The following is a 25,512-nucleotide window of genomic DNA, read 5'->3' on the forward strand; positions in this document are numbered from 1 at the left end:
CCGGCTCATTTACTGATCGATCGGTAAGTAATACCGTCGCACGAGACGGCCCGTCCGCGCAACAGGTCGCGGGGACCGAGGTCAGGGCAGACCGTGTGAGCGGCCGGGGTGAGCCGGCTCAGCCGGCGGGCTCGGCGCCGCGTCCCCTGGACTCCTCGAACACCAGCCACGTGCGGGTGCCGCGGACTCCGGGGATGTCCTGGACGCACTCCAGCACCACGTGCCTGAGCGCCGTGTTGTCCGGTGCCCTGACCAGGACGAGGATGTCGTAGTCGCCGCCCACCATCGCGAAGTGCTCGACGTAGGGGATGTCCCGGAGCCTGGCCGACACCGCCCGCCAGGTGTTCTGCTCGATGGTGACCGAGATGTAGGCGCTGGTGCCGAGGCCCGCCTTCTGCGGTGACACCTCGGCCGTGAAACCGGTGATCACTCCGTCGCCGGTCAGCCGGGTGAGCCGGGCGTAGGCGTTGGCGCGGGAGACGTGCACGCGCTCGGCGAGGGTGCGCACCGACATCCGGCCGTCGCGGCGCAGCTCGGCGATGATCGCGCGGTCCACGTCGTCCAGCCGGGCGGCAGAACGTCCCGGCGGCCCGGGCTCCGGACCCTCCTCGGAAGACATTCGATCCCCTTCGCATCCACCAGGAAGCCATTCGTCGCTCATTGTGCCCGACATCTTGAACGTATGGTCACCTGAGCGGACGCTGGGCTTGTCATGCGTCCAGAGAAAGCGAGCGGCGCCATGTCCGTGCGGACATCTCACCCGGCGGTCGACGATCTTCTGCCCGCGGCGGTGCCCGTGCGCTTCGTCGCCGCCGACGGCACGGCCGTCGAACCGCCCGGCGGCTACTCCGCGCCCCCGGACGAGCGGCTGGTCGAGGCGTACCGGCGCATGGTCCTCGGACGCCGCTTCGACCGCCAGGCGACCGCGCTCACCAAACAGGGCCGGCTCGCCGTGTACCCGTCCAGCCGCGGGCAGGAGGCGTGCCAGATCGCGGGCGTGCTCGCGCTCCGCGACGACGACTGGCTGTTCCCCACCTACCGGGACTCGGTGGCGCTGGTGTCGCGCGGCCTCGACCCCGTCGAGGTGCTCACCCTGCTGCAGGGCGGCTGGCACTGCGGGTACGACCCCGCGGCGAGCCGCGTCGCGCCGCAGTGCACGCCGCTGGCCACCCAGACCATCCATGCGGTCGGCATGGCCGACGCCCTGCGCCGCAAGGGCGAGGACGCCGTCGTGATGGCCTTCATCGGCGACGGCGGCACCAGCGAGGGCGACTTCCACGAGGCGCTCAACTACGCGGCGGTCCTGAAGACCCCCGTCGTGTTCTTCGTGCAGAACAACAAGTACGCGATCTCCGTGCCGCTGGCCAAGCAGACCGCCGCGCCGGCCCTCGCGTACAAGGGGATCGGCTACGGCGTCCGCTCCGAGCAGGTGGACGGCAACGACCTCGTCGCGGTGCTGTCCGTCCTGACCGCCGCCGTGGAGCACGCGCGGGCCGGACACGGGCCGTTCCTGGTCGAGGCGCACACGTACCGCATGGACGCGCACACCAACGCCGACGACGCCACCCGGTACCGGCAGGCCGGCGAGGTCGAGGAGTGGGAGTCGGCCGATCCCCTCGCCCGCCTGGAGACCTACCTGCGCGGCCGGGGGCTCCTCGCCGACGAGGGCATCGCCTCGGCGCGGGAGGCCGGCGAGGAGTTCGCCTCCCGGCTCCGCGACCGGATGAACGCCGACGGGGAGACGAACCCGTTCGAGCTGTTCGATCACGTCTACGCCGAACCCACCGCCCAGCTGCGCGAGCAGCGGGCGCTGCTCGCGTCCGAGCTGACCGCCGCGGAGGACTGACATGACCGCGTTGACGATGGCGCAGGCCCTGAACACCGCCCTGCGCGACGCGCTGCGCGACGACGAGCGGGTCCTGGTCTTCGGCGAGGACGTGGGCCCGCTGGGCGGGGTCTTCCGCGTCACCGATGGGCTGACCGGGGAGTTCGGCGAGGACCGGTGCTTCGACACCCCGCTCGCCGAAGCGGGGATCGTGGGCCTCGCCGTCGGCATGGCCATGGGCGGTTTCCGCCCGGTGGTGGAGATGCAGTTCGACGCCTTCGCCTACCCGGCGTTCGAGCAGATCGCCTCGCACGTGGCCAAGATGCGCAACCGCACCCGCGGCCGGGTGGCGCTGCCGATGGTGATCCGCATCCCGTACGCGGGCGGCATCGGCGGCGTCGAGCACCACTGCGACTCCAGCGAGGCGTACTACGCCCACACCCCCGGCCTGAAGGTCGTCACGCCCGCGACCCCGGACGACGCGTACCACCTGCTCCGCGAGGCCGTCGAGGACCCCGATCCGGTCGTGTTCATGGAACCGAAGCGGCTGTACTGGGCCAAGGACGAGGTCACGCCCGGCGACCGGCGAGCCGCCCGGTTCGGGCGGGCCGCGGTACGGCGCAGGGGATCGGACGCGACGCTGGTCGCCTACGGGCCCAGCGTCCCGGTGGCGCTCCAGGCGGCCGAGGCCGCGGACCAGGACGGCATCTCCCTTGAAGTGCTCGATCTCCGGACGATCGTCCCGTTCGACGACGCCACCGTCGTCTCCTCGGTGCGCAAGACGGGCCGCTGCGTGGTGGTCCAGGAGGCCCAGGGGTTCGCGGGCGTGGGTGCGGAGATCGCGGCGCGCGTCCAGGAACGCTGCTTCCATTCGCTGGCCGCTCCCGTGCTGCGCGTGACCGGGTTCGACATCCCCTACCCGCCGCCGAAGCTGGAGCACTCGCACCTGCCGGACGTGGACCGGATCCTCGACGCCGTCGACCGGCTCCAGTTCGACGACGAGCCCGACGTCCTGCACTTGGCCAGGGAGGCCCGATGACCGCAGCGAAGCGAGGATCGTCGGGCCTCCGGGCCCGGGGGTCTGGGGGCCGCCCCCAGAAAGGCAGGGCGTCTTGACGGCGACCGAAGTGCGGCAGGTGTTCCGCCTGCCCGACCTCGGCGAGGGCCTGACCGAGGCCGAGATCGTCGAATGGAAGGTCGCCGTCGGCGACGTCGTGGCGGTCGACCAGGTCGTGGTGGAGGTCGAGACCGCGAAGGCGGCCGTGGAGGTTCCGGTCCCCTACGCCGGGACCGTGCTGGAACTGCACGCGGAGACGGGTGCCGTCCTCGGGGTGGGCGAACCCCTCATCGCCGTCGGCCCGGCGGAGGCCCCGGGCGAGGGCTCGGCGGACGCGGAGCCCGCCGCGGCCCGCTACCGCGAGGAGGAACAGGCCGGCTCCGGCAACGTCCTGATCGGCTACGGCACCGGCCCCGCGTCCGGGTCGCGCCGGCGGCGCCGCGGCGGGAGTGCCCCCGCTCCGGCTCTCGTGCCCGCACCACGCCGCGCGCCCCGCGTGATCTCCCCGCTCGTCCGCAGGATCGCCCGCGAGCACGGGGTGGACCTCGCCGCCGTCACCCCCACGGGACCCCACGGCGTGATCCTCCGCCGCGACGTCGAGCAGGCCGCCGCCGGTCACGACCCGCGCGCCGGGACGCCGACCCCGGCCACCCCCGAACCGGCCACCGAGCGCATTCCGCTGCGCGGGCTGCGGCGGGCGGTGGCCGACAAGATGAGCCGCAGCCGCAGCGAGATCCCCGACGCCACGACCTGGGTGGACGTCGACGCCACCGGCCTGCTCGAAGCGAGGGACGCGCTCCGGCGGGCGCTCCCCGATCTCGGCGTCGGGCTGCTCGCCCTACTGGCCCGCATCTGCGTCGAGGGACTGCGGCGGTTCCCCGAGCTGAACTCCTCGGTGGACGCCGGGCGCGCCGAGATCGTCCGGTACGGGCACGTCAACCTCGGTTTCGCCGCGCAGACCGACCGGGGCCTCGTCGTGCCGGTGGTCCGGGACGCGCACCTGATGACGACCGCGCGCCTCGCTGCGGAACTGGCCCGGCTCACCGGCCTCGCCCGCTCGGGCAGGCTGCCGCCCGAGGCGCTCACCGGGGGGACGTTCACCCTCAACAACTACGGGGTCTTCGGCGTGGACGGATCCACTCCGATCATCAACCATCCGGAGGCGGCGCTCCTCGGCGTCGGCCGCGTCATCGACCGTCCCTGGGTGCACGGCGGCGCGGTCGTGCCGCGCAAGGTCGCCCAGCTGTCCCTGACCTTCGACCACCGGGTCTGCGACGGGGGCACCGCGGGCGGTTTCCTGCGCTACGTGGCCGACTGCGTGGAGAGCCCCGCCGTCCTCCTCGCGCATACCTGACGACCGCCCACGTCGAAGCCGCCCGGGGCCGATCCGGCGACAGGTGATCCGCGAGCGCCGGCACCTGGAACGATGGCGGGCATGAGTGATCGTGCCGGCCTGGGGTTGGCCGAGGACGAGCTGCTGCCTCCCGCCGACTGGGGACGCCGCGGACGATCGGCGCCGGGCACCCGTGCCGTGCTGCTGTTCGGCGTGCTCGCGGCGGGGCTGGTGCTGGGCCGGATCTGGGTGGCACCGAGCATCGACGCGCGGGCGCTGGACGCGTGGGCCACGGTCTTCGTGGCGGTGTGCGTGCAGGCGCTGCCGTTCCTGGTCTTCGGGGTCGCGCTGTCGGCCGCGATCACCGCGTTCGTCCCGGCGTCGGTGTGGCGGCGGGTGCTGCCGCGCCGGCCGGCCGCGGCGGTGCCGGTCGCGGGCGCGATGGGGGCGGTCCTGCCGGGGTGCGAGTGCGCGTCGGTGCCGGTCGCGGGCGGGCTGATGGCGCGCGGGGTGGTGCCCGCCGCCGCGCTCACGTTCCTGCTCGCCGCCCCCGCGATCAACCCGGTCGTGCTGGTCGCCACCGCGGTCGCGTTCCCGGGGCGGCCGGAGATGGTCGCGGGACGGTTCGCCGCGTCCCTGCTGGTCGCGGTGCTGGCCGGGTGGGCGTGGCTGCTGCTGGGCAAGGGCGACTGGATCAGGGTTCCGTCCCGGCCGCACGCGCACGGGACGGCCGGCCGGCTGGAGGCGTTCCGGCAGGCCATGCGGCACGACATCATGCACGCCGGAGGTTTCCTCGTGGTGGGCGCCGTCGGGGCGGCGACCATCAACGCGGTGGTGCCCTCCGGCTGGGTGTCGGCAGTGGCAGGAAACCCTTGGGCGTCGGTGCTCCTGCTCGCGCTGCTGACCGTGCTGATGTCCATCTGCTCGGAGGCCGACGCGTTCGTGGCGGCCAGCCTGTCGCAGTTCTCCACCACCGCGCGGCTCACGTTCCTGGTGGTGGGGCCGATGGTGGACCTGAAGCTGATCGCCCTGCAGGCGGGCTTCTTCGGCCGCCGGTTCGCGGTCCGGTTCGTCCCGATGACGTTCTGCATGGCGGTGGGCGTCAGCGCGCTGGTGGGAGGGCTCCTCTCATGAGCAAGGCCGCGCAGAACCTGCTGCTCGTCCTTGTCGGCGCCGCAATCTTGTGGACGACGCTGGGCAGCGGCGAGTACGTCAACTACGTGCGGCCCGGCTTCCGGTATCCGCTGGTGGCCGCGGCCGTGGCGCTGCTGGTGCTGGGCACCGCCGGCCTCCGCCGGGAGTGGCGGGACGCCGGCGACGACGAGCACTCCCACGGACCGCGGGTGGCATGGCTGCTCTGCCTGCCCGTACTCGCGATCTTCGTGATCGCGCCGCCCGCGCTCGGCTCGTTCACCGCGTCCCGCGACACCGGCCGCACGGCGCCGCCGCCCGCCCCGGCCGAGGGCTTCGCGCCGCTGCCGCGGACCGGGGCGCCCGTCCCGATGAGCATGGGCGAGTTCATCGGCCGCGCCTACGAGGCGCAGACCGGTGATCCTGCCGCTTTCGAGGGCGTCCCGGTGCGGCTGACGGGCTTCGTCACCCCGGCCGGGAAGGGCGATCGCGGCTGGCGGGTCACCAGGCTCAAGGTCGCCTGCTGCGCGGGCGACGCCGTCCCGTTCCCGGTGATCGTGCGGGGTCTGCCGCGTCCGCCCACCGACTCCTGGGTCCAGGTCGTGGGCGTCTGGGAGCCGCCCGCGACCGGCCGCGGGGCGACGGTCGTCCAGGCCCTGCGCGGCCGGTCCCTCCAGCGGATCGGCAGGCCCGGCAACCCTTACGAGTGACCGGGCCGCGCCTGGTCAGACGTGGCCGACCCCGGCGCCCGCGGTGACGGTCGCCTTCACGGTGCCGTTGGCCTCGGGGGTGTAGGAGTACGGGATCGCCGCGACGGATCCGGGGTTGCGGGTGACCGGCGTCCCGGAGTTGACGAGGTAGTTGTTCAGGACCTTGATGTTGCCCTCGTCGGACGACCCCTCCTGCAGCGAGGTGGGCCGCTCGACGTTCTCGAAGTAGTTGCGCTCGACGTAGACGCCCGCGTTCTCTGTGGACGCGACGCCGTAACTGCCGATGTTGCTGTAGTAGTTGTTCAGCACATGCACCGGGTTGGCGAACCGGACGCGCGGGTGGCGCTGGTTCGTGCCGTCGAACCAGTTGTGCACGTAGGTGACGCGCAGATGCCCGAGGTCCTCGCCCGCGTTGTCGTCGCTGTGGCCGAGCAGGGCGGTCTTGTCATGGTCGTGGTAGCGGTTCCACGACACCGTGACGAAGTCGGACCCGCGCTTGATGTCGGTCAGGCCGTCGTGGCCGTTGGACAGGTCGTTGTGGTCGATCCACACGTTCGTCGAGTACTGGACGTTGATCGCGTCGTCGCTCGCGCCGGTGAACGTCAGGTTCCGGATGACGACGTTCCTGACCTGGGAGACGTTGAGCCCGCCGCCGGTGATCCGGCCGGACGTCCCGACACCGATGATCGTCTTGTTCGACGCCACCTTCTGCATGCCTGACACCGGGATCGTGCCGGTGATCCGGATGACGTACGGGGTGCTCGACGTCGCGTAGGTGTTGAGCTGGGACGCGCTCGTCGCGGTCACGGTGGTCCCGGCGGCGCCGCCCGTGGTTCCGCCGTTCATGCTCGCGTACCCGACGGGGGCGGTCTCGGCCGCGGCGGCGGGACGGGCCTGGATCGCGGCGCCGGTTCCGGCCGCGGCGAGGGCGACGGCGAGCGTTCCGATGAGCAGGGGTTTGGTGGACATGCGGGGGTTCCTCCTCGTCACCGCACGTAGATCTGCGGCTGGGGTGGGGCGGACATGCCGTTCCCGAGGAAGAAGCTCGGGTGCGGCGGCTGGTTGTAGGCGGTGTTCTGCCAGGCCAGAGCGGTCCGGTACTGGACGTCGTGCAGCAGCGTGTAGAGCTTGCGGTCGGTGACCTCCCTGGTCGTGTAGATGCGGAGCGCGGTGTTGCCGCTGGTCGGCCAGACGACCTCCTCGCGCCAGTCGCCGAACAGGTCGCCGGACAGCGACGGGACGGACTTGGTGCCGTTGTTCGAGTGCACGCCCGAGGCGGTCAGGAGCCGCGTGTCGCCGGACGTGCCGTACTTGTCGATGTGGGTTCCGTCCAGCAGCTCGCGCACCGGGTCGGCGTCCCACCAGGCCAGGAAGTTCACGGAGGACCGCTTGCGGCCCGCGTTGTTGCCGGTGACGCTGCGCAGCTCGGAGACGGCGGCCGACCAGAACTCGGCGCCGGCGTCGCGGTTGCCGTACGAGTCGCCCCAGGACGAGACGTTGCCGCGCGGGGGCACGTAGTCGACGGTAGGCAGCGCGGCGCCCGTCCGGCCGTCGAACATGGTGAGGTACTCGGGGCCGCTGAGGACGTATCCGCTGGAGTTGTGGTGGTCGGCGGCCGCGTTGCCGATGACCTTGCCGGTTCCGTCCACGGTGGCGTCCGCGGTCTTCATGGCGACCTCGGCGCGGCCGTCGCCGTCGTAGTCGTACACCTGGAACTGGGTGTAGTGCTGACCGACGCGTATGTTGCGGCCGAGGTCGATGCGCCACAGCCGGGTACCGTCCAGCTGGTAGGCGTCAACGTAGACGTCGCTTGTATACCCGCTCTGCGAGTTGTCCTTGGAGTCGGACGGGTCCCACTTGAGGACGAACTCCAGGCGTGCGTCACCGTCGAGGTCGGCCACGCTCGCGTCGTTGGCGCTGTAGTCGACCCGGGCGGCTGGATGGGCACGTCAAGGTATCCGTCGCCGAACCGCAGCGAGGGCTCGGACGACGTTCCTTCACCGCCGTTCACGATCGGCCGCACGGTGTACGACGCGTCGGCCGGGCGCCGTTGTCCCAGTAGTTGGTCGAGCCGGTGACCGTGGCGACGCGGGTCGTCCCCCGGTAAAGGGCGAACGTGGTGGCCGGCGGGTCGGTGCCGAGCAGCCGCCAGCCGACGTAGTCGCCGCCGCCCGACCGGACGCTGATCAGGCCGCGGGCGAGGTCTTCGGCCTGCCGCGCGGCGGCGGCCCGGTGCGCCACCGCGACCTGCCGCCCGGCGAGCACCGTGACGCCGGGCAGGGTCAGGGCGATCGCGGCGGCGACGGCCAGGGCCGGCAGGAGCCGGGCCCCGCGTGCGGCCCGGCGGGGTGTCGATCTCACAGGCGACTCCGTGGGGATCGGCCGGGGCGGGGGCCGGCACCGTCCAGGGAAAGGCTTTTCCCACTAGTCGCCGCCCGGCCCCGGAAGGTTGCCGCCGGTCTTGACGGTCCCGTCGACGGCGGGTCAGCCGTGCCGGTCGTCGAGCGCCTTCGCCAGTTCGGCGGCGCCCTTGGAGGTCTGGCTCTTCACGGTGCCCACCGCGACGCCGAGGAAGTGCGCCGTCTCCTTCTCGGACATGTCGAAGGCGAGCCGCAGGACGACGCAGGCCCGCTTCCGGTTCGGCAGCCGCTGGAGCGCGGCGCGCATGTCGACGACCGCCGGGACGTCCGGGGCGGGGATCCGGTCGTCCGCCATGGCGCCGAGCCGGGCGGCCTTGTCGCGCTCGCGCACCAGCGTGCGGATCCGGCTCCGCGACATGTTGACGACCATCCGGCGCACATAGGCGAGGGGCTGGTCGGCGGCGCGCACCCGGTCCCAGCGCTGCCAGGCGGCCGTCATGGCGTCCGCCGCCAGGTCGTCGGCACCGTCCGGATCGCCCAGCATCAGGAAGGCCAGCCGGGCGAGGTCGCGGTGGTGCCGCAGGAAGAAGCGATGGAACTCGGTGCGTGCGGTCTCGGTCGGCGGACCTGATTGGGAGCGCTCCCAGTCCTGCTTCGGAAGCATCGTCACCGCCTTCACGGGGGAGCTCAGCCGAGCGAACCCGTGGCGGCGGCCCGGCTCCGGCGCGCTCAGAAAGCGCTTTCCAGCGAAAGTACGGACCCACGCCAACCCCGTCAACAACTCTTTCACCGCACCAGCCGCAGCCCCGCCGGAGCCGGAATGACGGCGGACGACCCGCGCGCGGGGTGGCCGGCGCGGGTCGTCGCGGGGTGATCGGGCGGCGTCAGCAGGTCAGGTTGCCGCCTGCGGGAACGCCGAGGATCTGGGTGAACCGCTGGTAGGCGTTCACCCGGCTCTGCACCTGGGCGGGGTTCCTGCCGTCGCATTCCAGGCTGCCGTTGATGCTGCGGATCGTCTCGCCGAACCCGCGGCCGTTGACCATCGCGCTGTGCCCGGTCATGGTCCCCGGGCCGTTCTGGGTCATCCAGTACCAGAGCCCGGTCTTCCATGCCACCGACGCGTCCCGTTCCACGAGCCACGGGTTGTTCAGCAGGTCGAGGCCGAGAGCGTCGCCCGCCGCCTTGTAGTTGAAGTTCCAGCTCAGCTGGATCGGACCGCGCCCGTAGTAGGCGGCCTGCCCGGCAGGGCACCCGTAGGGCTGGCTCGCGTCGCAGTAGTGCGGGTAGTTCCCGGTGTTCTGCTCGACGATGTACACGAGCCCGCCGGTCTCATGGCTGACATTGGCCAGGAAGGCCGCCGCCTCCTGCTTCTTCACGGTGTCGCTGCCAGTGTTGGCGAACGCCGGGAAGGACGCCATGGCGGTGGTCAGCCCGCTGTAGCTGTAGAACGAGTTCCGGTTGGGGAACATCTGGCCGAACTGCGACTCGCTCACCACGAAAGCGGCGGCGGAGGCCCGCGCCGTCGGCAGGACGGCCGACAGCATCCCTGCCGCGAGCGCCAGGGCGCCGAGGAGCGCGGGGATCCTTCTGACTCTGCGGCCCGCCATCACTGCACCTGCAGGTCGATGCAGGCGTAGAAAGCGTTGGCCGTGTCGGCGATGTTCCAGACGGCGAGGACCTTCTGCCGGCCGGACACGCCACCGAGGTCGACGGTGTGCGAGACGCTTTCCGGCGGCTGCTGGTCGTGTCCGTCGACCACCGCGACGCGGCGGCCGCCGACGTAGTACTCGTAGTCCTTGGTTCGATGCCTGGCGGTGAACGTCCAGGTGAAGGTCACGGTTCTGCCGACGGTGGTGGCCCGCCAGCCCTTGCCGTCGTCGTCGAGCTCGGCGAACCGCGCGTTTCCGCCGCTGCAGCTCTGCAGACCCTTCGGCCCTTCGACGCTCTGCGGCTCCCACTGGATGGAGCCGCATTGGACGATCTTCTGCGCGCACTGGGCCTGCCGGCTCATCGGGGCCGACACGTAACCGTGGGCCCAGGCCGAGGTCGCCGGCAGGACCACGGCGACGAGGGGAGCGATTCCGAGGCCCGCCGTGATCGCGGCGAGCCTGCGCCTTGCTTTCTTCATGCGGGGGGTCCTTGCGTGCTGGGGTGGTCGTTTTCCGTCGCGGCGGGGAGCACGCCGCACGGAACCGATGGCGGGGAGCGGGAGCGGGGCATCGGAACTCCATCAGATAGGAAACTTTCCTATCGGATTCACTCGACGCTAACTCCCCCGCCGACACCGCGCAAGACCCAGGGGGCGTCTTGGTTCCGGTCATTGGGACTTGGGGGTCGGCGGGGTGGCGAGGGCTTCTACGATCGGCGCACCCAACGGCCGCTGGGAGGAACACATGGACCGGACCGCTGATTACGTCGTGGTGGGCGCCGGGAGCGCCGGGTGCGTGCTGGCGAAGCGACTGGCCGAGTCGGGAGCGAGCGTCGTGCTGGTCGAGGCGGGCGGGCCGGACCGGACGCGGCTGGTGCGCAAGCCCGGGCTGATCGCCGTCTTCCACAACGTCCCGCAGCTGAAGAAGCGGCTGGACTGGGGGTTCTACAGCGCCCCGCAGAAGAACGCGCTCGACCGGAAGATCCCGCAGGTCAGGGGGCGTGTCCTCGGCGGGTCCGGGTCGATCAACGGGATGCTGTTCGTGCGGGGGCACCGCAAGAACTACGACGACTGGGCCGCCGAGGGCTGCGCGGGATGGGCCTTCGACGACGTCCTCGACAGCTACAAGCGGCTGGAGAACTGGGAGGACGGCGCCACCGACCTGCGGGGCGCCGGCGGTCCGATCAAGGTGACGCGGCAGAAGGACCTGACGCCGGCGTCGGAGGCGTTCATCGAGGCGGTGGCCGAGACCGTCGGCGTGAAGCGCAACGACGACTACAACGGCGCCGAGCAGGAGGGCGTCGGGATCTTCCAGCAGAGCGTCGCCGACGGACTGCGTTACAGCTCGTCCGTCGGCTACCTGGACGACCACGGCCTGGCGAACCTGTCGGTCCTGACGAACGTGACCGTGGGGCGCGTGGTGATCGACAAGGGCCGGGCCACGGGCGTCGAGGTCGTCACCAAGCAGGGGAAGGGGACGATCCGGGCCTCCAAGGAGGTCGTCCTGGCGGCCGGGGCGTTCGGTTCGCCGCACCTGCTGATGCTGTCCGGTGTGGGCCCGGCCGCGCATCTGCGGGAGCACGGCATCGAGGTGCGCGCCGACCTGCCCGTCGGGGACAACCTGCACGACCACATGTTCCTGCCGATGACCTTCGTCATGGACACGGCCCGCAACAAGGGCACGGCGCCCTACTTCGCCAAGGGCGTCGCCAAGGAATGGATCAGGGGCGGGACGTGGGTGGCCCGCACCGTGTTCGAGGCGGTCGGGTTCGTCCGCAGCGGCCAGACCGGCGCCGTGCCCGACATCCAGCTGCACGCGCTGCCGTGGTCGTACCCGTTCCCGAACCAGGACGCGCCGGTGCGGCACGCCGTCGACAAGCGGCCCGCGCTCACGATCATGCCGACGCTGATCTATCCGAAGAGCCGCGGCACGGTCCGGCTGGGCTCCGCCGACCCGTCCGCGCCGCCCGTCATCGACCCCGGCTACCTCACCGACCCGGACGACGCGCGGCTGCTGCTGGACGGCGTCGAACTGGTCCGCGAGGTGATGGCCAGCAAGATCATCGCCGGGCAGGTGAAGGAGGAGCTGTCACCGGGACCGGAGTACCCGGACCGCGCCGCGATGGCCAAGGAGCTGCCGAACCGCGCGACGACCGTCTACCACCCCGTCGGGTCCTGCCGGATGGGGACGGACGAACGGGCCGTGGTCGACCCGGAGCTGCGGGTCCGCGGCATCGAGGGGCTCCGGGTCGCGGACGCCTCGATCATGCCGAGCATCATCGGCGGGAACACCAACGCGCCGAGCATGATGATCGGCGAGCACGGCGCGAAGCTGATCCTCGGCGGGTGATGCGCGCCCCGGCCGAGGTCAGGCCGGGAAGGCGGTCACCCAGCGGCGCTGCCAGGGGGTCTCCACGGCCCGCGGATGGTGGTGCTCGCGCGTCCAGGCGACGGCGTCGGACGGGTCCAGGCCGGACAGGACGGCGAGGCACGCGATGACGGTGCCGGTGCGTCCGACGCCGCCCCCGCAGGCGACCTCGGCGGAGGCGCCCGAGCGGGCGCGCTCGTGCAGGGCGCGGATCTGCCGGACGGCCTCGTCCCGGTCCCGGGGCAGCAGGAAGTCGGGCCAGACGACCCACGCGGACGGCCAGCGCAGATCCGGTTCGTGCCGGCGGCGGAGACGGGCGGATCCCAGGTAGAGGCCGAAGTCGGGCTCGGGCCCCTCCGGCAAGGGGTTGCGGAGGCCGCGGCCCCGGATGGGGGTCCCGTCCGGCAGTTGGAGGGCACCGTTGAGCGTCGTTGTCTTCCCGAGGGGGGACGACCCCCCACACCCCCCGGTGCGGCTCCGCCGCTTCATTTGGTGACCGCCCGGCGGCGCGCGCGGTGGTTGGCGACGTTGAGGCGGTTGCCGCACAGGCCGGGCATGCAGTACCGGCGGCGTCCGGCACGGCTGGCGTCGGCGAACACACCGCCGCAGCCGGGGGCGGCGCAGGGACGGAAGCGTTCGTGCCCGAGCGCCCGGACGAGGCCGAGCAGGGCGACGCCGATGACGGCGGCCAGCTCGCCGACGAGGGACGCGTCCCGGACCGTCGGGACGTACCACTGCCATCGACCGGACGGGTCCCGGCGCAGGACGGGCGCGAGCCCGGCGTGTCCCGCCAGCAGCTCGGCGCTCGCCACCGCCCCCTCCTCGGTCCCGGTCTCCATGACGGCGCGCACCTCGCGGCGGAGGAGGCGGACCTTGTCGAGGTCGTCGGCGTCCGGCGTCCGGAAGCCGAGCGGCGGGAGGAGGCCCGCCAGCGCGCTCGGGTCGGCGAGCGCCTCGCGGCCCCGCACGTCAGGCGCCGTGCTGACCAGTTCGTTCGCGACCTCGACCCCTGTCGCGTAGTCGGCGATCGGTATGTGCACACATCCTCCTGTAAGGGCTACAGAAGAACTGTAGCCCTTACTTTGCGGTGACGTCGAACTGGAGGCCGCCGTTCCCCGCCGAGACCTCGACGTGCCCGCCGCGCGGCAGGTCCCCGGAGAGCAGCAGGTCGGAGAGCCGGTCGTCCACCTCGCGCTGGATCGTGCGGCGCAGCGGCCGGGCGCCGAACTCGGGCTGGTGGCCGCGCTCGGCGAGCAGGTCCACGGCCTCGGTGCTGAAGGTGACCGTGACGTCCTGCGCGCGGAGGCGGCGGCGCGTCTCGTCCAGGAGGAGGTCGGTGATCTGGCGGAGCTGGCCGGCCTCCAGCCGCCGGAAGACGATGATCTCGTCGATCCGGTTGAGGAACTCGGGCCGGAAGGACTCGCGCAGCCGCCGCATGATCCGGTCGCTGAGCGCGGAGCCGGCGCCGCCGGACGTGCCGAACCCGATCTCGGTGGTGCCGGTGATCAGCTCGGAGCCGAGGTTGCTCGTCATGATCACGACGGTGTTGCGGAAGTCGACGGTGCGTCCCTGCGCGTCGGTGAGCCGCCCGTCGTCGAGCAGCTGGAGCAGGACGTTGAACACGTCCTGGTGCGCCTTCTCGATCTCGTCCAGCAGGATCACCGAGTACGGCTGGCGGCGGACGGCGTCGGTGAGCTGCCCGGCCTCCTCGTAGCCGACGTACCCGGGCGGCGCGCCCATCAGGCGGCTGACGGTGTGCCGCTCCTGGAACTCGCTCATGTCGAACCGGACCAGCCGGTCGCGGCTGCCGAACAGCGCCTCGGCCAGCGCCTTCGCGAGCTCGGTCTTGCCGACGCCGGTCGGGCCGAGGAACAGGAACCCGCCGATCGGGCGGTCGGGGTCGCCCATCCCGGCGCGGGACCGCCGGACGGCCCGGGCCACCGCCGCCACCGCGTCCTCCTGCCCGACCACGCGCTGGTGCAGGTGCTCTTCGAGGTTGGCCAGCCGTTCCCGTTCGGCCTGGGTGAGCTGGGTGACCGGGACGCCGGAGATCCGGGAGACGACCTCGGCGATGTCCTCGGTGGTCACCTCGGGGACCGTGGTCGGCCCTCCGTTCTCGCGTGTCTCGGCGAGGTCCTTCTCCAGCCGGACGATCTCGTCGCGCAGTTCGGACGCCTTCTCGTAGTCCTCGTCCGCGACGGCCTGGTCCTTCTCGCGGCGCCGCCGGTCGAGGCGGTCCTCCAGCTCGCGGCGGCCGCCGTCGCGCGTCCCGGACCGCAGCCGGACGCGGGCGCCGGCCTGGTCGATGAGGTCGATCGCCTTGTCCGGCAGGAACCGGTCGGTCAGGTAGCGGCTGGACAGGTCGACGGCGGCGACGAGGGCCTCGTCGGTGAACCGCACCTGGTGGTGCGCCTCGTACCGGTCGCGGAGGCCGTGCAGGATCTCGATGCTGTCGTCGACGCTCGGCTCCGGCACCAGGATCGGCTGGAAGCGGCGTTCCAGCGCGGCGTCCTTCTCGATGTTGCGGCGGTACTCGTCGATGGTGGTCGCGCCGACCACATGGAGCTCGCCGCGCGCCAGGGGCGGCTTCAGCATGTTGCCCGCGGACATCGCGCCCTCCGCGCCGCCCGCCCCCACGATGGTGTGGATCTCGTCGATGAACACGACGAGTTCGTCGGCGTGCTCGCGGATCTCGTCGACGACCTTCTTCAGCCGCTCCTCGAAGTCGCCCCGGTACCGGGTCCCGGCGACGACGCCGCCCAGGTCGAGCTGGACGATCCGCTTGCGGCGCAGGGTCTCCGGGACATTGTCGTCCACGATCCGCTGCGCCAGTCCCTCGGCGATCGCGGTCTTGCCGACCCCGGGGTCGCCGATCAGCACGGGGTTGTTCTTGGTCCGGCGCGACAGGACCTCGACCGTCTCCTCGATCTCGTCCTCGCGTCCGATCACGGGATCGATGCGGCCCTCCCGGGCGAGGGCGGTCAGGTCGCGGCCGAACTCGTCCAGCGTGGGCGTGCCGGTCGGCTGGCCGCCGCCGGGGCCGCTCGGCGGCTGGCCGCCGCCGGCCGCCGCCTGCTGGAGCGAGTCCGGCGTCACGTGCTCGTGGTCCAGGATGCGTCCCGCGCTGGACCCGCGGTCGAGCGCCAGCGCGAACAGCAGGTGCTCGGGCCCGATGTAGGACGAGCCGAGCGCCCGCGACACCTGGTGCGAGTCGAGCAGCGCGCGCTTGGCGGACGGCGTCAGCTCGGGCGGGACGTCCCGCGGCTCGCCCCGCCGCGCATGGTCCTCGATCTCTTCCTTGATCTTGTCGGGGTCGGCGCCGGCCCGTGCCATCCAGTGCCGCGTCCCCTGCTGGCGGGTCGCCGCCCACAGCAGGTGATCGGTGTCCAGGTCCACGCTGCCCCACTGCGCCGCCTGCGCGGCCGCGTCCCGCACCAGCTCGCGCGCGGGCTCGCTCATCAGCCGCGCGATGCTGATCCGTTCCATCGGGCGCCGGTGCGCCCGCGCGCCGAAGAAGCGGGCGAGCATCTCCTCGAACGGGTCCTGCCCTCCGGGCCCGTACCACCCCGCGGTCATCTTCGAAACCCCCCGGTCATCGAAGGACACGTAACACAACGGTCAGGGACCTGCCCGAGCAGGACCCCAGGAAACCCTGCCGTACACCGTGAGCGCGCTCACGTCCCCTCGGCTCACCGGCGGCGCCGGCGGGCGCGGCGCACGAGGTCGCCGGCGGCCTCCGGCCAGTGCGGGTGGTGGAAGGAGAAGCCCGCGTCCAGGAGGCGGCCGGGGACGACGCGGCGGCTCTTCAGCAGGAGTTCGGTGTCGGAGCGGATGGCGAGCGCGCCGAGTTCCGCCATCCAGGCGGTCGCGGGCACGCCCACCGGGGTGCCCCACGCGGCGCGCAGCGCGCGCATGAACGGGCGCTGCGGCAGGGGGTTCGGGGCGGCGAGGTTCACCGGCCCGGCGATGTCGTCCCGGGCCACGAGGAACTCGACCGCGCGGACGAAGTCGCGGTCGTGGATCCACGACACGTACTGCGCGCCGCCCGCGACCGGGCCGCCGAGACCGAGCCGCGCCAGCCAGGACAGGACGTCGAAGACGCCGCCGCGGTCGGGGCTCATCACCATGGCGGCGCGCAGGGCGACCTTGCGGGTGGACGGCGTGCGAGCCTCCCGCTGCGCGCGCTCCCAGTTCTTCGCGATCTTGACGCTGTAGGCCCAGTAGCCCGGGACGCCGGGCTCCGCGCCGCCGAGCACGCCGGTCGCCTCATCGTTGGGCGCGTCGTGGCGATGGGCGTAGATGGTGGCGGTGCTCATCTGCAGCCAGACCCGGGGCGGGCGAGCGGCGGCCGCGATCGCCGCGCCCACCGCCTCGGCCGAGTGCACGCGGGAGTCCATCATCGCCTGGAGGTTCGCGGGCGTGTAGCGGCAGCTGACGCTCCGCCCGGCCAGGTTGATCACGACGTCGCTGCCGTCGATCGCCGCCGCCCAGGGGCCCGGGGTCCGGCCGTCCCAGGCGATCTCGCGCTCGCCCGCCGGCCTCCTGGTCACCACCACGACCTCATGGCCCGCGGCGGTGAGGGCGCGGTTCAGAACCGTGCCGACCTGCCCGGTACCCCCGGGAATCACAATCTTCATCGGCCCCACCCCCGGCTTGTGGCGGCCACCCTAGCGCAGAGTATTGAACACGTTCAAATTTGCGTGGTCACGGTACGTGAGGCCGGGCCGCGGCCCCCCTGGGCGGGACGCGGCCCGGTGGCGTGTGGGCGGGCTCGGGTCAGGCGGGGCACTTCTTCCATGCGAAGTGGTACGTCGTCTTGACGCTTCCGTCTGCGGAGTCGAAGGTCATGAAGCTCGTCTGCGCCGGGTCCGAGGTGCCCTTGTAGACGCGGAGCTCGGTGTTGACGTTGAAATTGCGCTCCTCGCCGCACGGCTTGAAGACGAGCTCGGAGACGTCCGTCCGGTCGGAGAACTGCCAATTGTCGGAGTAGCCGCCGCGGAGCGTGTGGCTGACGGGCGTCGTCTGCGCCATGCCCTGGTGGTAGTAGTTCGCCTTCTCCATGCCGGTCGCCCCCTCCGTCAGGTGAGCGAAGCCCCGGTAGTCAGCACCGGCGATGGCGTACGTGAACCCCTGCGGAACGTGCACGCCCAGGTTGATCTGGCAGTTCTTCCGGAAGTCCGTGGGGTCGGAGGTCCCGCCCGCCTGGGCCAGGTAGTCGCTGTAGGTCACGGTGAACGAGGTGTTGTCGCTCGCCGTCGCCACCGCGGCCGTCCCGGCGTGGCAGCCCGACCCGTTCACGGTGAGGACGTCGATGACGATCCGGTCGGGCGGCGGCGGGTCCGCGGGGGCGGCGGACGCGGGGGCGGCGGACAGCGGCAGCGCCAGGGCGGCCAGGCAGGCCGCCGAAACGGTCAGTCCTGTGCGCATCGCTCATTCTCCTTTACTGTGGGGCCGGCATTACCGCGGAGGGCACTGCTTCCAGGCGAAGTGATACGTGGTCTTGATGCTGCCGTCGGTGGAGTCCATGGACATGAAGCTGGTCTTCGCGGGGTCCGAGGTTCCCTTGAGCACGCGCAGTTCGGTGTTGACGTTGAAATTGCGCTCCTCACCGCACGGCTTGTAGACGAGTTGCGCGACGTCATTGGTGTCGGTGAACTGCCAGTTGTCGGCGTAGGCGCCCTTCAGGTTGTGCGAGACGGCGGCGGTCTGCGGCATTCCCTGGAAGTAGTAGCTCGCCTTCTCGGTGCCGCCGGCGCCCGGCTCCAGGTAGGCGAAGCCGCGGTAGTCGGTGGACGCGATCGCGTACGTGAACCCCTGCGGGACGTGCACCTTCATGCTGATCTGGCAGTTCTTCCGGAAGTCGGTCGGCCCGGAGGAACCGCCGGCCTGGGCCATGTAGTCGCTGTAGGTGACGGTGAACGCCTCCTTGTCGTCCGACACGGCGACGGCGGCCGTCCCGGCCGGGCAGCCCGATCCGTTGACGGTCGCGATCTCGATCGTCACGCCGTCCGGGCCGTGCGCCCGGAGCGGGGCGGCGGACGCGGGCACGGCGGTCACCGCGATCCCGGCAATTGCAGCGGCAGCGGAAACGGCAATCCCTTTACGCATGCGATTCCTCCTCGCTGGACCTGCGCAAAGGGAGCGTAAACTTCGCCGGTCAGCCGGTCAATCGCCGCTTTTCAATTTTTCCGGATCGGGCGAAAACAACGAAACGAACTCTTCCGCGGCATTGAACAGCGACAATGGAACGTCCAATGACGGGGCCAGCGGAAAGGATCGTTCCATCCAGTGGTGGGGCGAATTCAAGCGGCCTGTACAGGACGCGTAGAAACCCCGGCCGCGCTCGACCGGTGCGGCCGGGGGGCGGGCGCGGCGGTCAGCCGGAGTCGCGGAGGCGGGCGGCGAGGACGGCGGCCTGGCTGTGGTCGACGTCCCTGGTCGCGGTGAGAAGGGTGACGGTGCCCTGGCCGGCGAGTTCCCGCAGGCGGCCGAACGCGGACGCGCGCTCGGGCTCGGCAAGCTCGGCGCCGTAGCGGCGGGTGAACTCCTCGAACCTGTCGGCGTCGTGCCCGTACCACTTGCGCAGCTCGGTCGACGGGGCGACGTCCTTCTCCCACTCGTCCAGGCGCGCCTTGTCCTTGGACAGGCCCCGTGGCCACACGCGGTCGACCAGGATCCGCTTCCCGTCGTCAGACGAGGCCGGCTCGTACACCCTCCGCAGTCGCACGTCCATGCACCGACGTATACCCGCCCCGCCGAACTCACGCGGCCCGGGTCGTGTACTCAGGTACCGGGACGACGGCTCCCGCCGAAACCCGGTGCCGCCGGCGGTGTGACGGTGGTTCGGGTGGCGAACTCGGTGGCGGCGGTGCGGCGGGCGAACTCGCCGGCGAGGGCGCGGCCGAGGACGTCGTCCTCGGGGCGGTGGCGTTCCAGGTACTCCAGTGCCTCGGCGAGTTCGGCGGCGGTCAGCCGCCGGACCGGTTTCCCGGTCCAGGGCGCGGGAACGGGCGGTGCGGCGCGCGGTTCTGTGTTCACGGCGGGGCCTTTCATTTCTCCGGTGCCGGCAACGGGCGGCGCGGCGGAATGTGCCGCATTCGGTTCGCGAATAGAATCGCGGTGTGCATTGGTGGAGCCAGCAGGCCAGCGACGCGGCCGCGGAGGCGCAGGCCGCCGATCCCTCGCCGGGAAATCTCATGGCGGCAGCCCAGGTGCAGGCGCTCGTCTCGATGGCGGAGGCGCTGCACCGGATCGCGGCGGCCCTGGAGCAGCGGGACGAGGCCGACGTTGCCCCGCCATTGTTCGCCCGGCCTAAATAGCGGCCTTCCCAGCGCAAATACCGGTGCGCCCGGATATGGGGGACGCACCGGTATTTCACGGGGTGTCAGGCATCGCTGAACGATTTGCGTTCCGTTCTGCCGTTCGTGCTCGCGGCGAGGCGGGAGGTCTTGGCGGCGGACGGGCGCACCGGCATGGTCTCCAGCGGGTGGTCGTGCTCGGACTGCGGCGCGGCCGGGCGGTCGCCGCGCTCGGCGGGGCGGGGGTCGTCGCGGGGACGGTCCCGTAGCCGCCGCGCCGCCTGGCGCAGGGCGCGCTCGCCGACGAGCCGCGTCAGCTCAAGCCCCCAGCAGTCCAGCTTGTCGGCGTCGGTGAGGTCGTCCCGGCTGCTCAGCTCGGCCGCGAGGCCGCCGAGGCGCTGCGCCTCGGACAGGTCGAACTCGCGCATGAGGTGGCAGCACAGCTCGGCGAGGGCCGCGTGGTCGCGTTCGAACGACAGCCCCGACAGGTCGTTGTGCGACAGCCGGCTGAGGGCGCGCTTGCGCTCCAGCTCGCCGTCGGCGATCCGCAGGACGCCGTTGAGGAGGGCGACGGGGCCGGTGCCGGCGGCCCTGCTGTGCGCGGGGCCGAACGACATCCGCAGCAGCGCCGCGGAGCCGAGCCCGGCGGCGATCACCCGGACGACCATGAGGCTCGCCGGGGGTGTGGCCGGGGGCAGCCCGAACGTCCAGCCGGTGGCGGTCACCGCGATCAGCGCGACGATGGAGGCGCTGGCGTTGACGAAGACGAACAGCAGGCCGCCCGGGGACAGCAGGGCGGAGACGGGCTTGTCGCGGTAGCGCGCGACGAGTTCGGCGAGGCCGATCGCGCCGCCGATCAGGGCGGCGAGGAGCATCTCGATGGTCATGACTTCCTTTACGCGCTGCGGGCGGTCAGCCGGCCGAACGGGGACTCCTCGGTCCTGCCGCGCCGCGCCAGCAGGGGGGCGGGACGCTGCCGGGCCGCGAGCTCGGTGCGCTCGACCTCCAGGAAGACCAGCAGCCATTCGGTGGGGCCGGCGGCGACCCCGGTGTGCGTGCGCAGCGCCTGCTCGCGGGCGCCGAGAAAGGCCAGCAGCCACCCGGTGGGCCCGGACGCCCCGGCGGCTCGAATTCGTGAATCCATGGGGGAGACCATTTCGCAGCCGGGCCCCGAAGTCGACTTCCGCCGGGTCAAGTTTTCCGGCCCGGGCGCCGGAACGACCATTTGCCGCCAGGTCGGGAACGTCCGCCGGACACCGCGATCTCCACCCGGTTGACGCGCCGTCCCGGAACATTTGAACAGGCTCGGGAATTCTTTACGAAGAATTCCGGTAGCGCCCCGCGAGGCCCGCTGCGGGGAGATCTCCTTTCATGTGCCGGTGCCCGCCGCCGGCGCGGTCCCGGAAGCGCGTCCGGACCGTCGCGACACGCCGCACGGCCGGTTCACGGCTGTCAGCGGGGTGACAATCCGGAAGCATCGAAACTTTCCGCGCGTGCCTATCGCCGCGCGTGCCCGGAACGGAGTCTGGAGAACGGCGGCCGGGGATCGTCCCCGCACAGTGACAGGCCAGCCGGGCTTCAGGAGGGCGTGATGAGCCGGACCACCCCGTCCGCTGGAAGGGACTTCCCGCTGTCCGGGCTCCCGGAGGAGGTCGCCGGCCCGATGCTGCCCCACCTGGAGGCGGCGGCGGTCGAGATGGTCAAGGAGATCCAGGGGCTCGTCCCGGAGTACGCGCGCCCGCCGGAGAGCCGGTACGGCCGCCGGATGCGGTGGGCGGTCGAGGAGACCGTCCGGCAGTTCATGGAGGCGATCGGCCGCCCGGACGTGGAGTGGGCGACGGTCACCGGCATCTTCGAGGGGATCGGCGCGTACGAGGCGCGGCAGGGGCGCAGCCTGGACGGGCTGCAGACCGCGATCCGGGTGAGCGGGCAGGTCGCCTGCCGCCGGTTCATCAAGGACGCCCGGCGGCTCGGCTGGTCGCTGGACACCCTCGGGTCGTTCACCGAGTCGCTGTTCGTGTTCCTGGAGCGCATCGCCAGCGCCGCGGGCCAGGGGTACGCGAACGCCCAGGGCGAACTCGCCGGGGAACGGGAACGGTTCCGCTGGCGGCTGCGCGATCTGCTGATCATGGACCCGCCCGCCAGCGCGGAGGCGGTCGGGGAGCTGGCGAAGTCGGCCGGCTGGCCGGTGCCGCGGACGCTGGCCGCCGTCGCGCTCCGGCCGGGCCCCGACCAGGCCGTCCCGGTGCTGCCGCCCGTGTTCCTCGTCGACTGGCACGCCCCGGGCCCCTACCTGATCTGCCCCGACCCGGACGGCCCCGGCCGGGACCGGCTGCTCGCCGCGATCAAGGGGACGCGCGGGGCGGCGATCGGCCCGTCCGTCCCGCCGTCCCGTGCCGCGCTGTCGCTGCGCTGGGCGCGGCAGGGGCTCGCGCTGGTGGAGCGAGGCGTCCTGCCGGGCAAGGAGCCGCTGCGCTGCCTCGACCATCTGCCGAGCCTGGTCGCGGCGCAGAGCGAGGAGCTGATCGACGTCGCGCTGAGCACCCGGCTGGCGCCGCTGATGCGGCTGCCGCCGCACCGGCGGGACGCGCTGTCGCGGACGCTGCTGACGTACATGGAGTGCCGCGACAACGCGGTGGCGGCGGCGGAGCGGCTCATGGTCCACGAGCAGACCGTCCGGTACCGGATCCGGCGCCTGGAGGAGACCCTCGGCGGCGTCATGCTCGACCCCGAGCGGCGGATCGAGCTGCTGCTGCTCCTGCACCACCTCGTCCGCCTCGATCCGGGCGACCGGCGGCTGTCCCCCGGCGCCCGGACCACGAGGCGGCGGTGACGACCGGGCGGACGGCCGTCACCGTCACAGATCAGCCGGTCGGGCAGGTTCCCTCGTACTGCGCGATGTTGTTGTCCGGCTTCGGTGCGGGGCAGAGGAACTTCTCGTAGCGGGCGTCGTTGTCGACGAACCGCTTCATCCACGCGATGGCGTACTTCGCGATGGTCGTGTTCGGCGAGTTGAAGGTCATGTGCCCGGCGTTCTTCAGCTCCAGGTACGCCTTCTCCGGGACGGACGTGAGGTTCTGGTAGTACGAGTGCGCCATCGAGTCCGCCGGTGCGATGGCGTCGTTGTCCGCGCCCATGATCATGGTCGGGGTCCGGACGTTCTTCCAGTCGTAGTTGGTGTCCCAGGGTGCGAGCGGCACGGCGGCCTTCAGCGACGTGCGCCTGTTCTCGGCCTCCAGCGTCCCGCCGCCGCCCATGGAGTGGCCCATGACGGCGAGGCGGGAGGTGTCGATGCGGTTCTTCACCGTGCTCTTGCCGGTCATGTAGTCGAGGGCGGCGAGGAGCTGCTCCCCGCGGGCGGCGGGCACGTCCAGCAGGCTGTTGGTCTCCAGGGTCATGACGACGAAGCCCTGGGACGCGAGGCGGGGGCCGTACCAGTCGATCAGCGCCTGCGGGGAGACGAAGCCGGGCGAGACGGCGATGGCGCCGAAGGTCCCCTGGCTCATGTCGGTCGGCGCGTAGATGGTGCCCTTGTTGAAGCCGGTGCCGCTGCCCGCCGGAACGTCGATCTTCTCGATGGCGAACGGGCCCTTTTCCGCCGTGATGCTCGCCTCGGTCGGCGCGGGCCCGCGCTCATAGGGATCGGCGGCGAGGCGGACGGCGGCGGGACCGGCGGGGGCGGCGGCGTTCGCGGCGGGGGCGAGAACGGCGCCGGCGGCGAGAACGGCGGCGGCCGGGAGCACTCTGAACGCATGCGTCAGATGCCTGTTCATGGGGGGCGTACCCTTCACTAGCCGAAACCGCGAGGGGGTGGGAATTCGCGGGTGCCAGAATTGTGGGACGCCTTGGCCGTCTTTACTTCTGGCATGGCGCTACCTTCGCGCCGACGGCCTTGTAGTGAACTAACAAAAGCCCGGAAAACGGACGGAGGGGCCACTCCCCCCGAAGTGACCCCTCTCCCCCCGTTCCGCCGTGTCGGCCCCGGCGCGTGCACAGGACCGGCCGCTCCCCCCGAAGCGGCTCGCACCGGCCGTTCGGCGGATGTGAAGAACGTAGCGAGCACCTCCCGGGCCCATCGAGGCTTTGCCCGGGCGCGTCGGCGAACGGACTACCGTGTGCGACGAACGGAACACTCTCCGCGCTCAACGGCCGCACCTCGACCTCACGGGGCAGGACGGCTAACCGGCCCAGATGGGCAGGTGGACGGCGGACGGGTGGTCCCGGTCGCGGAGGATCTCGAACCGGGTGCGGCGGAACGCGACGGCCCTGCCCGCGGGGTCGCCGGTTCCGGGGTTGCGGGCGAAACGGGGGAACGCGCCGCCCGCGAGCATGACGCGGAGCCGGTGGCCGCGCAGGAAGCGGTACGCGGTCGGATGCATCTCGATCTCGGCGCGCACGATCCCTTCCGAGGTGATGCGCAGGATGCCGTCGGTGACGTTGCGGGAGACGCCGGCGCGGTCGACGTCGCAGAGACGGACGAAGAGGTCCCCCTGGCCGGTGCTCGTCCGGACGTGAACCGTCGCCGAGACGGGGCCGATCAGGTCGAGGTCTTCGGTCAACGGCACGCCGCTGAGGACGACCACGTCGTCACGGCGTTCGAGCCGTGAGTTGTCGCGTTGCCTCCCCTTGCCGGGTGACAGGAGCGGGCCGCCTATGTTCGGTGTGGGGTCGTACGGGTCGTAGGTGAACGTGGCGGGGGCTGCGTCTGGCCGGTCCCAAGTGAGGCCGCCGGAAAAGTAGAGCGGCGTGGGCTTGGTTTCAGGCGGGGGCCACTGGGCGAAGTCCAGCCAGGTGTTGGCCTTCTGCAGGTGCAGCCTTACGGGCGCCTGACGGAGCTGGGCCTTGTCGCCGTTCAAGTGAGCGTCCAGCCAGGACACCTGGTCGTTGAGCGTCGCGCGGAGGGCTCTCGCGTCGTGCCCCCATGGGCCGATGGTGATGCGGACCTGGCGTCCCGCCGCGTGAAGGGCGGCGAAGTCCCTTAGCTGGCCGCGCAAGAAGAGGTCCCACCAGCCCGTCACCATCGTGGTGGGAGTGGTGGTTTCGGGGACGGCGGCACTGTGGTCGGTGCCCTTCCAGAAGTCGTCGCCAGGCTCGGCGTGGGCCGCGACCTCACGGAGGAACGTCTCGGGGCGTCCGATGGCGGCGAGATCGGCTTCGCCCACGGGCAGGTGGCGCATCGCCTGGCGAACGCGCCTGTTGTGGAACGGCCGCCTCCTCTCGTCCTGCGTTCCCATCAACGACGACCAGACGAGCGTGTTGTGCAGGGCCAGCGCACCACCCGGGTAGAACGAGCTCGCGAATTCGGAGGCGGTGATGCCGAGGCCCATCGCCTCCAGGGGAGGATCCGCGTAGGGCGCGACCGCCCACTCGGTGAACCCGAGGTAGCTCGCGCCGACCATCGCGACCCTGCCGTCGCACCAGGGCTGCGCACGGAGCCACTTGAGCGTCGCCAGGCCGTCGTCCTTCTCGTCGTGGAAGGCGTGGAACCGCCCGCCCGATCCGAGGACGCCGCGCACGTTCTGCACGACGACCTGGAACCCGCGCCGCGTGAGGACGCCCGCGAACAGCCGCACGAGTGCCTGCGCCTTGCCGTACGGGGTGCGCATCAGCACGACCGGCAGCGGCCCCGCTCCGCGCGGACGGTACAGGTCGGCGACGAGCACGACTCCGTCCGGCATCGGCACCCGCAGGTCGCGGATGACCTCGGCGAGCGGCGACGGCGATTCGGGAAGGCCGAGGAGGCGGTCCACAAGTCGTCCCGAAACGGCCACAGGACACTCCT

The 25,512-nt window shown here is 71.9% G+C and carries 25 protein-coding genes and 1 pseudogene; 8 read left to right on the top strand and 18 right to left on the bottom strand.

Translation table 11 applies throughout. The features are described 5' to 3' along the window. Window positions 1–118: 118 nt before the first annotated feature. Window positions 119–619: an Lrp/AsnC family transcriptional regulator gene (locus ACQPZP_RS41965; RefSeq protein WP_433475165.1), complete on the bottom strand. Its 501-nt coding sequence runs from the start codon at window positions 617–619 to the stop codon at window positions 119–121. A 120-nt stretch (window positions 620–739) separates the two neighbouring features. On the opposite strand from ACQPZP_RS41965, the gene pdhA reads away from it, so the two are divergent. The 5 genes from pdhA to ACQPZP_RS41990 all read left to right on the top strand — a co-directional run bounded on the left by pdhA (window position 740) and on the right by ACQPZP_RS41990 (window position 6,056). Beyond that, complete coding sequence (gene pdhA / locus ACQPZP_RS41970) at window positions 740–1,846, top strand: pyruvate dehydrogenase (acetyl-transferring) E1 component subunit alpha (RefSeq protein ID WP_433475166.1); 1,107 nt, start codon at window positions 740–742, stop codon at window positions 1,844–1,846. Between the two features lies 1 nt (window position 1,847). Beyond that, window positions 1,848–2,864: an alpha-ketoacid dehydrogenase subunit beta gene (locus tag ACQPZP_RS41975; RefSeq protein ID WP_433475167.1), complete on the top strand. Its 1,017-nt coding sequence runs from the start codon at window positions 1,848–1,850 to the stop codon at window positions 2,862–2,864. A gap of 73 nt (window positions 2,865–2,937) precedes the next feature. Further along, complete coding sequence (locus ACQPZP_RS41980; protein ID WP_433475168.1) at window positions 2,938–4,236, top strand: dihydrolipoamide acetyltransferase family protein; 1,299 nt, start codon at window positions 2,938–2,940, stop codon at window positions 4,234–4,236. A 72-nt stretch (window positions 4,237–4,308) separates the two neighbouring features. After that, window positions 4,309–5,349: a permease gene (locus tag ACQPZP_RS41985; protein WP_433475169.1), complete on the top strand. Its 1,041-nt coding sequence runs from the start codon at window positions 4,309–4,311 to the stop codon at window positions 5,347–5,349. Then, window positions 5,346–6,056, top strand: a complete 711-nt coding sequence (locus ACQPZP_RS41990) for a TIGR03943 family putative permease subunit (protein ID WP_433475170.1) — start codon at window positions 5,346–5,348, stop codon at window positions 6,054–6,056. Before ACQPZP_RS41985 ends, ACQPZP_RS41990 begins: the two co-directional genes overlap by 4 nt. A 15-nt stretch (window positions 6,057–6,071) precedes the next feature. Here the strand turns inward: ACQPZP_RS41990 and ACQPZP_RS41995 are convergent, their stop codons facing one another. The 5 genes and pseudogenes from ACQPZP_RS41995 to ACQPZP_RS42015 all read right to left on the bottom strand — a co-directional run bounded on the left by ACQPZP_RS41995 (window position 6,072) and on the right by ACQPZP_RS42015 (window position 10,544). After that, window positions 6,072–7,025: a pectate lyase family protein gene (locus ACQPZP_RS41995; protein WP_433475171.1), complete on the bottom strand. Its 954-nt coding sequence runs from the start codon at window positions 7,023–7,025 to the stop codon at window positions 6,072–6,074. A gap of 17 nt (window positions 7,026–7,042) precedes the next feature. Next, window positions 7,043–8,273 (bottom strand): annotated as a pseudogene (locus tag ACQPZP_RS42000) (rhamnogalacturonan lyase); the annotation flags it as partial. 267 nt (window positions 8,274–8,540) lie between these two features. Beyond that, complete coding sequence (locus ACQPZP_RS42005; protein ID WP_433475172.1) at window positions 8,541–9,080, bottom strand: SigE family RNA polymerase sigma factor; 540 nt, start codon at window positions 9,078–9,080, stop codon at window positions 8,541–8,543. 220 nt (window positions 9,081–9,300) lie between these two features. Then, window positions 9,301–10,023 carry a chitinase gene (locus tag ACQPZP_RS42010; RefSeq protein WP_433475173.1) on the bottom strand — a complete coding sequence of 241 codons (723 nt, stop codon included), beginning with the start codon at window positions 10,021–10,023 and terminating at the stop codon, window positions 9,301–9,303. Continuing rightward, window positions 10,023–10,544 carry a lytic polysaccharide monooxygenase auxiliary activity family 9 protein gene (locus tag ACQPZP_RS42015; protein ID WP_433475174.1) on the bottom strand — a complete coding sequence of 174 codons (522 nt, stop codon included), beginning with the start codon at window positions 10,542–10,544 and terminating at the stop codon, window positions 10,023–10,025. Before ACQPZP_RS42015 ends, ACQPZP_RS42010 begins: the two co-directional genes overlap by 1 nt. Window positions 10,545–10,809: 265 nt before the next feature. On the opposite strand from ACQPZP_RS42015, the gene ACQPZP_RS42020 reads away from it, so the two are divergent. Next, on the top strand, window positions 10,810–12,414 hold the full coding sequence (locus ACQPZP_RS42020) for a GMC family oxidoreductase (RefSeq protein ID WP_433475175.1): 1,605 nt from the start codon (window positions 10,810–10,812) through the stop codon (window positions 12,412–12,414). Window positions 12,415–12,432: 18 nt separating this feature from the next. Here the strand turns inward: ACQPZP_RS42020 and ACQPZP_RS42025 are convergent, their stop codons facing one another. From ACQPZP_RS42025 to ACQPZP_RS42060, 8 genes are all read right to left on the bottom strand, one after another. Beyond that, entirely contained in the window at window positions 12,433–12,795 is a 363-nt protein-coding gene (locus tag ACQPZP_RS42025) for a phosphatase domain-containing protein (protein ID WP_433475176.1), read from the bottom strand. 122 nt (window positions 12,796–12,917) lie between these two features. Then, window positions 12,918–13,472 carry a CGNR zinc finger domain-containing protein gene (locus ACQPZP_RS42030; protein ID WP_433475177.1) on the bottom strand — a complete coding sequence of 185 codons (555 nt, stop codon included), beginning with the start codon at window positions 13,470–13,472 and terminating at the stop codon, window positions 12,918–12,920. A 37-nt stretch (window positions 13,473–13,509) separates the two neighbouring features. After that, window positions 13,510–16,008 (bottom strand): ATP-dependent Clp protease ATP-binding subunit, encoded by a 2,499-nt coding sequence (locus ACQPZP_RS42035; protein ID WP_433475178.1) that lies wholly within the window; start codon window positions 16,006–16,008, stop codon window positions 13,510–13,512. 113 nt (window positions 16,009–16,121) lie between these two features. Further along, entirely contained in the window at window positions 16,122–17,069 is a 948-nt protein-coding gene (locus ACQPZP_RS42040) for a TIGR01777 family oxidoreductase (protein WP_433475179.1), read from the bottom strand. A gap of 139 nt (window positions 17,070–17,208) precedes the next feature. After that, window positions 17,209–17,859 (bottom strand): DUF4360 domain-containing protein, encoded by a 651-nt coding sequence (locus tag ACQPZP_RS42045; RefSeq protein ID WP_433475180.1) that lies wholly within the window; start codon window positions 17,857–17,859, stop codon window positions 17,209–17,211. Between the two features lie 30 nt (window positions 17,860–17,889). Continuing rightward, window positions 17,890–18,540 carry a DUF4360 domain-containing protein gene (locus ACQPZP_RS42050; protein ID WP_433475181.1) on the bottom strand — a complete coding sequence of 217 codons (651 nt, stop codon included), beginning with the start codon at window positions 18,538–18,540 and terminating at the stop codon, window positions 17,890–17,892. 268 nt (window positions 18,541–18,808) lie between these two features. Further along, entirely contained in the window at window positions 18,809–19,165 is a 357-nt protein-coding gene (locus ACQPZP_RS42055; RefSeq protein ID WP_433475182.1) for a DUF488 domain-containing protein, read from the bottom strand. A 50-nt stretch (window positions 19,166–19,215) separates the two neighbouring features. After that, window positions 19,216–19,470 (bottom strand): hypothetical protein, encoded by a 255-nt coding sequence (locus tag ACQPZP_RS42060; RefSeq protein ID WP_433475183.1) that lies wholly within the window; start codon window positions 19,468–19,470, stop codon window positions 19,216–19,218. 83 nt (window positions 19,471–19,553) lie between these two features. On the opposite strand from ACQPZP_RS42060, the gene ACQPZP_RS42065 reads away from it, so the two are divergent. Beyond that, on the top strand, window positions 19,554–19,751 hold the full coding sequence (locus ACQPZP_RS42065) for a hypothetical protein (protein ID WP_433475184.1): 198 nt from the start codon (window positions 19,554–19,556) through the stop codon (window positions 19,749–19,751). Between the two features lie 65 nt (window positions 19,752–19,816). Here ACQPZP_RS42065 and ACQPZP_RS42070 read toward each other — a convergent pair whose 3' ends face one another. Next, the gene (locus ACQPZP_RS42070) at window positions 19,817–20,617 is read right to left on the bottom strand and encodes a hypothetical protein (RefSeq protein WP_433475185.1); all 801 of its coding nucleotides are present in this window, start codon (window positions 20,615–20,617) and stop codon (window positions 19,817–19,819) included. An 8-nt stretch (window positions 20,618–20,625) separates the two neighbouring features. Next, complete coding sequence (locus tag ACQPZP_RS42075) at window positions 20,626–20,874, bottom strand: hypothetical protein (protein WP_433465091.1); 249 nt, start codon at window positions 20,872–20,874, stop codon at window positions 20,626–20,628. A 447-nt stretch (window positions 20,875–21,321) separates the two neighbouring features. Here ACQPZP_RS42075 and ACQPZP_RS42080 point away from each other — a divergent pair, with 447 nt between their 5' ends. Continuing rightward, window positions 21,322–22,563 carry a helix-turn-helix domain-containing protein gene (locus ACQPZP_RS42080; RefSeq protein ID WP_433475186.1) on the top strand — a complete coding sequence of 414 codons (1,242 nt, stop codon included), beginning with the start codon at window positions 21,322–21,324 and terminating at the stop codon, window positions 22,561–22,563. A 31-nt stretch (window positions 22,564–22,594) separates the two neighbouring features. Here ACQPZP_RS42080 and ACQPZP_RS42085 read toward each other — a convergent pair whose 3' ends face one another. Both ACQPZP_RS42085 and ACQPZP_RS42090 read right to left on the bottom strand, forming a co-directional pair. Next, a complete protein-coding gene (locus ACQPZP_RS42085) occupies window positions 22,595–23,503 on the bottom strand; it encodes an alpha/beta hydrolase family protein (RefSeq protein WP_433475187.1) in 909 nt (302 codons plus the stop codon). Window positions 23,504–23,908: 405 nt separating this feature from the next. Continuing rightward, the gene (locus tag ACQPZP_RS42090; protein ID WP_433475188.1) at window positions 23,909–25,501 is read right to left on the bottom strand and encodes a CocE/NonD family hydrolase; all 1,593 of its coding nucleotides are present in this window, start codon (window positions 25,499–25,501) and stop codon (window positions 23,909–23,911) included. Window positions 25,502–25,512: the final 11 nt, after the last annotated feature.

Source organism: Spirillospora sp. CA-142024 (assembly GCF_050942325.1).
Lineage (GTDB): Bacteria > Actinomycetota > Actinomycetes > Streptosporangiales > Streptosporangiaceae > Spirillospora.

Excerpts from the sequence above, each read along its gene's own strand:
- ACQPZP_RS41965 (WP_433475165.1), bottom strand. The coding sequence starts at position 619 with ATGTCTTCCGAGGAGGGTCCGGAGCCCGGGCCGCCGGGACGTTCTGCC.
- pdhA (WP_433475166.1), top strand. The coding sequence starts at position 740 with ATGTCCGTGCGGACATCTCACCCGGCGGTCGACGATCTTCTGCCCGCG.
- ACQPZP_RS41975 (WP_433475167.1), top strand. The coding sequence starts at position 1,848 with ATGACCGCGTTGACGATGGCGCAGGCCCTGAACACCGCCCTGCGCGAC.
- ACQPZP_RS41985 (WP_433475169.1), top strand. The coding sequence starts at position 4,309 with ATGGCGGGCATGAGTGATCGTGCCGGCCTGGGGTTGGCCGAGGACGAG.
- ACQPZP_RS41990 (WP_433475170.1), top strand. The coding sequence starts at position 5,346 with ATGAGCAAGGCCGCGCAGAACCTGCTGCTCGTCCTTGTCGGCGCCGCA.
- ACQPZP_RS41995 (WP_433475171.1), bottom strand. The coding sequence starts at position 7,025 with ATGTCCACCAAACCCCTGCTCATCGGAACGCTCGCCGTCGCCCTCGCC.
- ACQPZP_RS42005 (WP_433475172.1), bottom strand. The coding sequence starts at position 9,080 with ATGCTTCCGAAGCAGGACTGGGAGCGCTCCCAATCAGGTCCGCCGACC.
- ACQPZP_RS42010 (WP_433475173.1), bottom strand. The coding sequence starts at position 10,023 with ATGGCGGGCCGCAGAGTCAGAAGGATCCCCGCGCTCCTCGGCGCCCTG.
- ACQPZP_RS42015 (WP_433475174.1), bottom strand. The coding sequence starts at position 10,544 with ATGAAGAAAGCAAGGCGCAGGCTCGCCGCGATCACGGCGGGCCTCGGA.
- ACQPZP_RS42020 (WP_433475175.1), top strand. The coding sequence starts at position 10,810 with ATGGACCGGACCGCTGATTACGTCGTGGTGGGCGCCGGGAGCGCCGGG.
- ACQPZP_RS42035 (WP_433475178.1), bottom strand. The coding sequence starts at position 16,008 with ATGACCGCGGGGTGGTACGGGCCCGGAGGGCAGGACCCGTTCGAGGAG.
- ACQPZP_RS42040 (WP_433475179.1), bottom strand. The coding sequence starts at position 17,069 with ATGAAGATTGTGATTCCCGGGGGTACCGGGCAGGTCGGCACGGTTCTG.
- ACQPZP_RS42045 (WP_433475180.1), bottom strand. The coding sequence starts at position 17,859 with ATGCGCACAGGACTGACCGTTTCGGCGGCCTGCCTGGCCGCCCTGGCG.
- ACQPZP_RS42050 (WP_433475181.1), bottom strand. The coding sequence starts at position 18,540 with ATGCGTAAAGGGATTGCCGTTTCCGCTGCCGCTGCAATTGCCGGGATC.
- ACQPZP_RS42055 (WP_433475182.1), bottom strand. The coding sequence starts at position 19,165 with ATGGACGTGCGACTGCGGAGGGTGTACGAGCCGGCCTCGTCTGACGAC.
- ACQPZP_RS42070 (WP_433475185.1), bottom strand. The coding sequence starts at position 20,617 with ATGACCATCGAGATGCTCCTCGCCGCCCTGATCGGCGGCGCGATCGGC.
- ACQPZP_RS42075 (WP_433465091.1), bottom strand. The coding sequence starts at position 20,874 with ATGGATTCACGAATTCGAGCCGCCGGGGCGTCCGGGCCCACCGGGTGG.
- ACQPZP_RS42080 (WP_433475186.1), top strand. The coding sequence starts at position 21,322 with ATGAGCCGGACCACCCCGTCCGCTGGAAGGGACTTCCCGCTGTCCGGG.
- ACQPZP_RS42085 (WP_433475187.1), bottom strand. The coding sequence starts at position 23,503 with ATGAACAGGCATCTGACGCATGCGTTCAGAGTGCTCCCGGCCGCCGCC.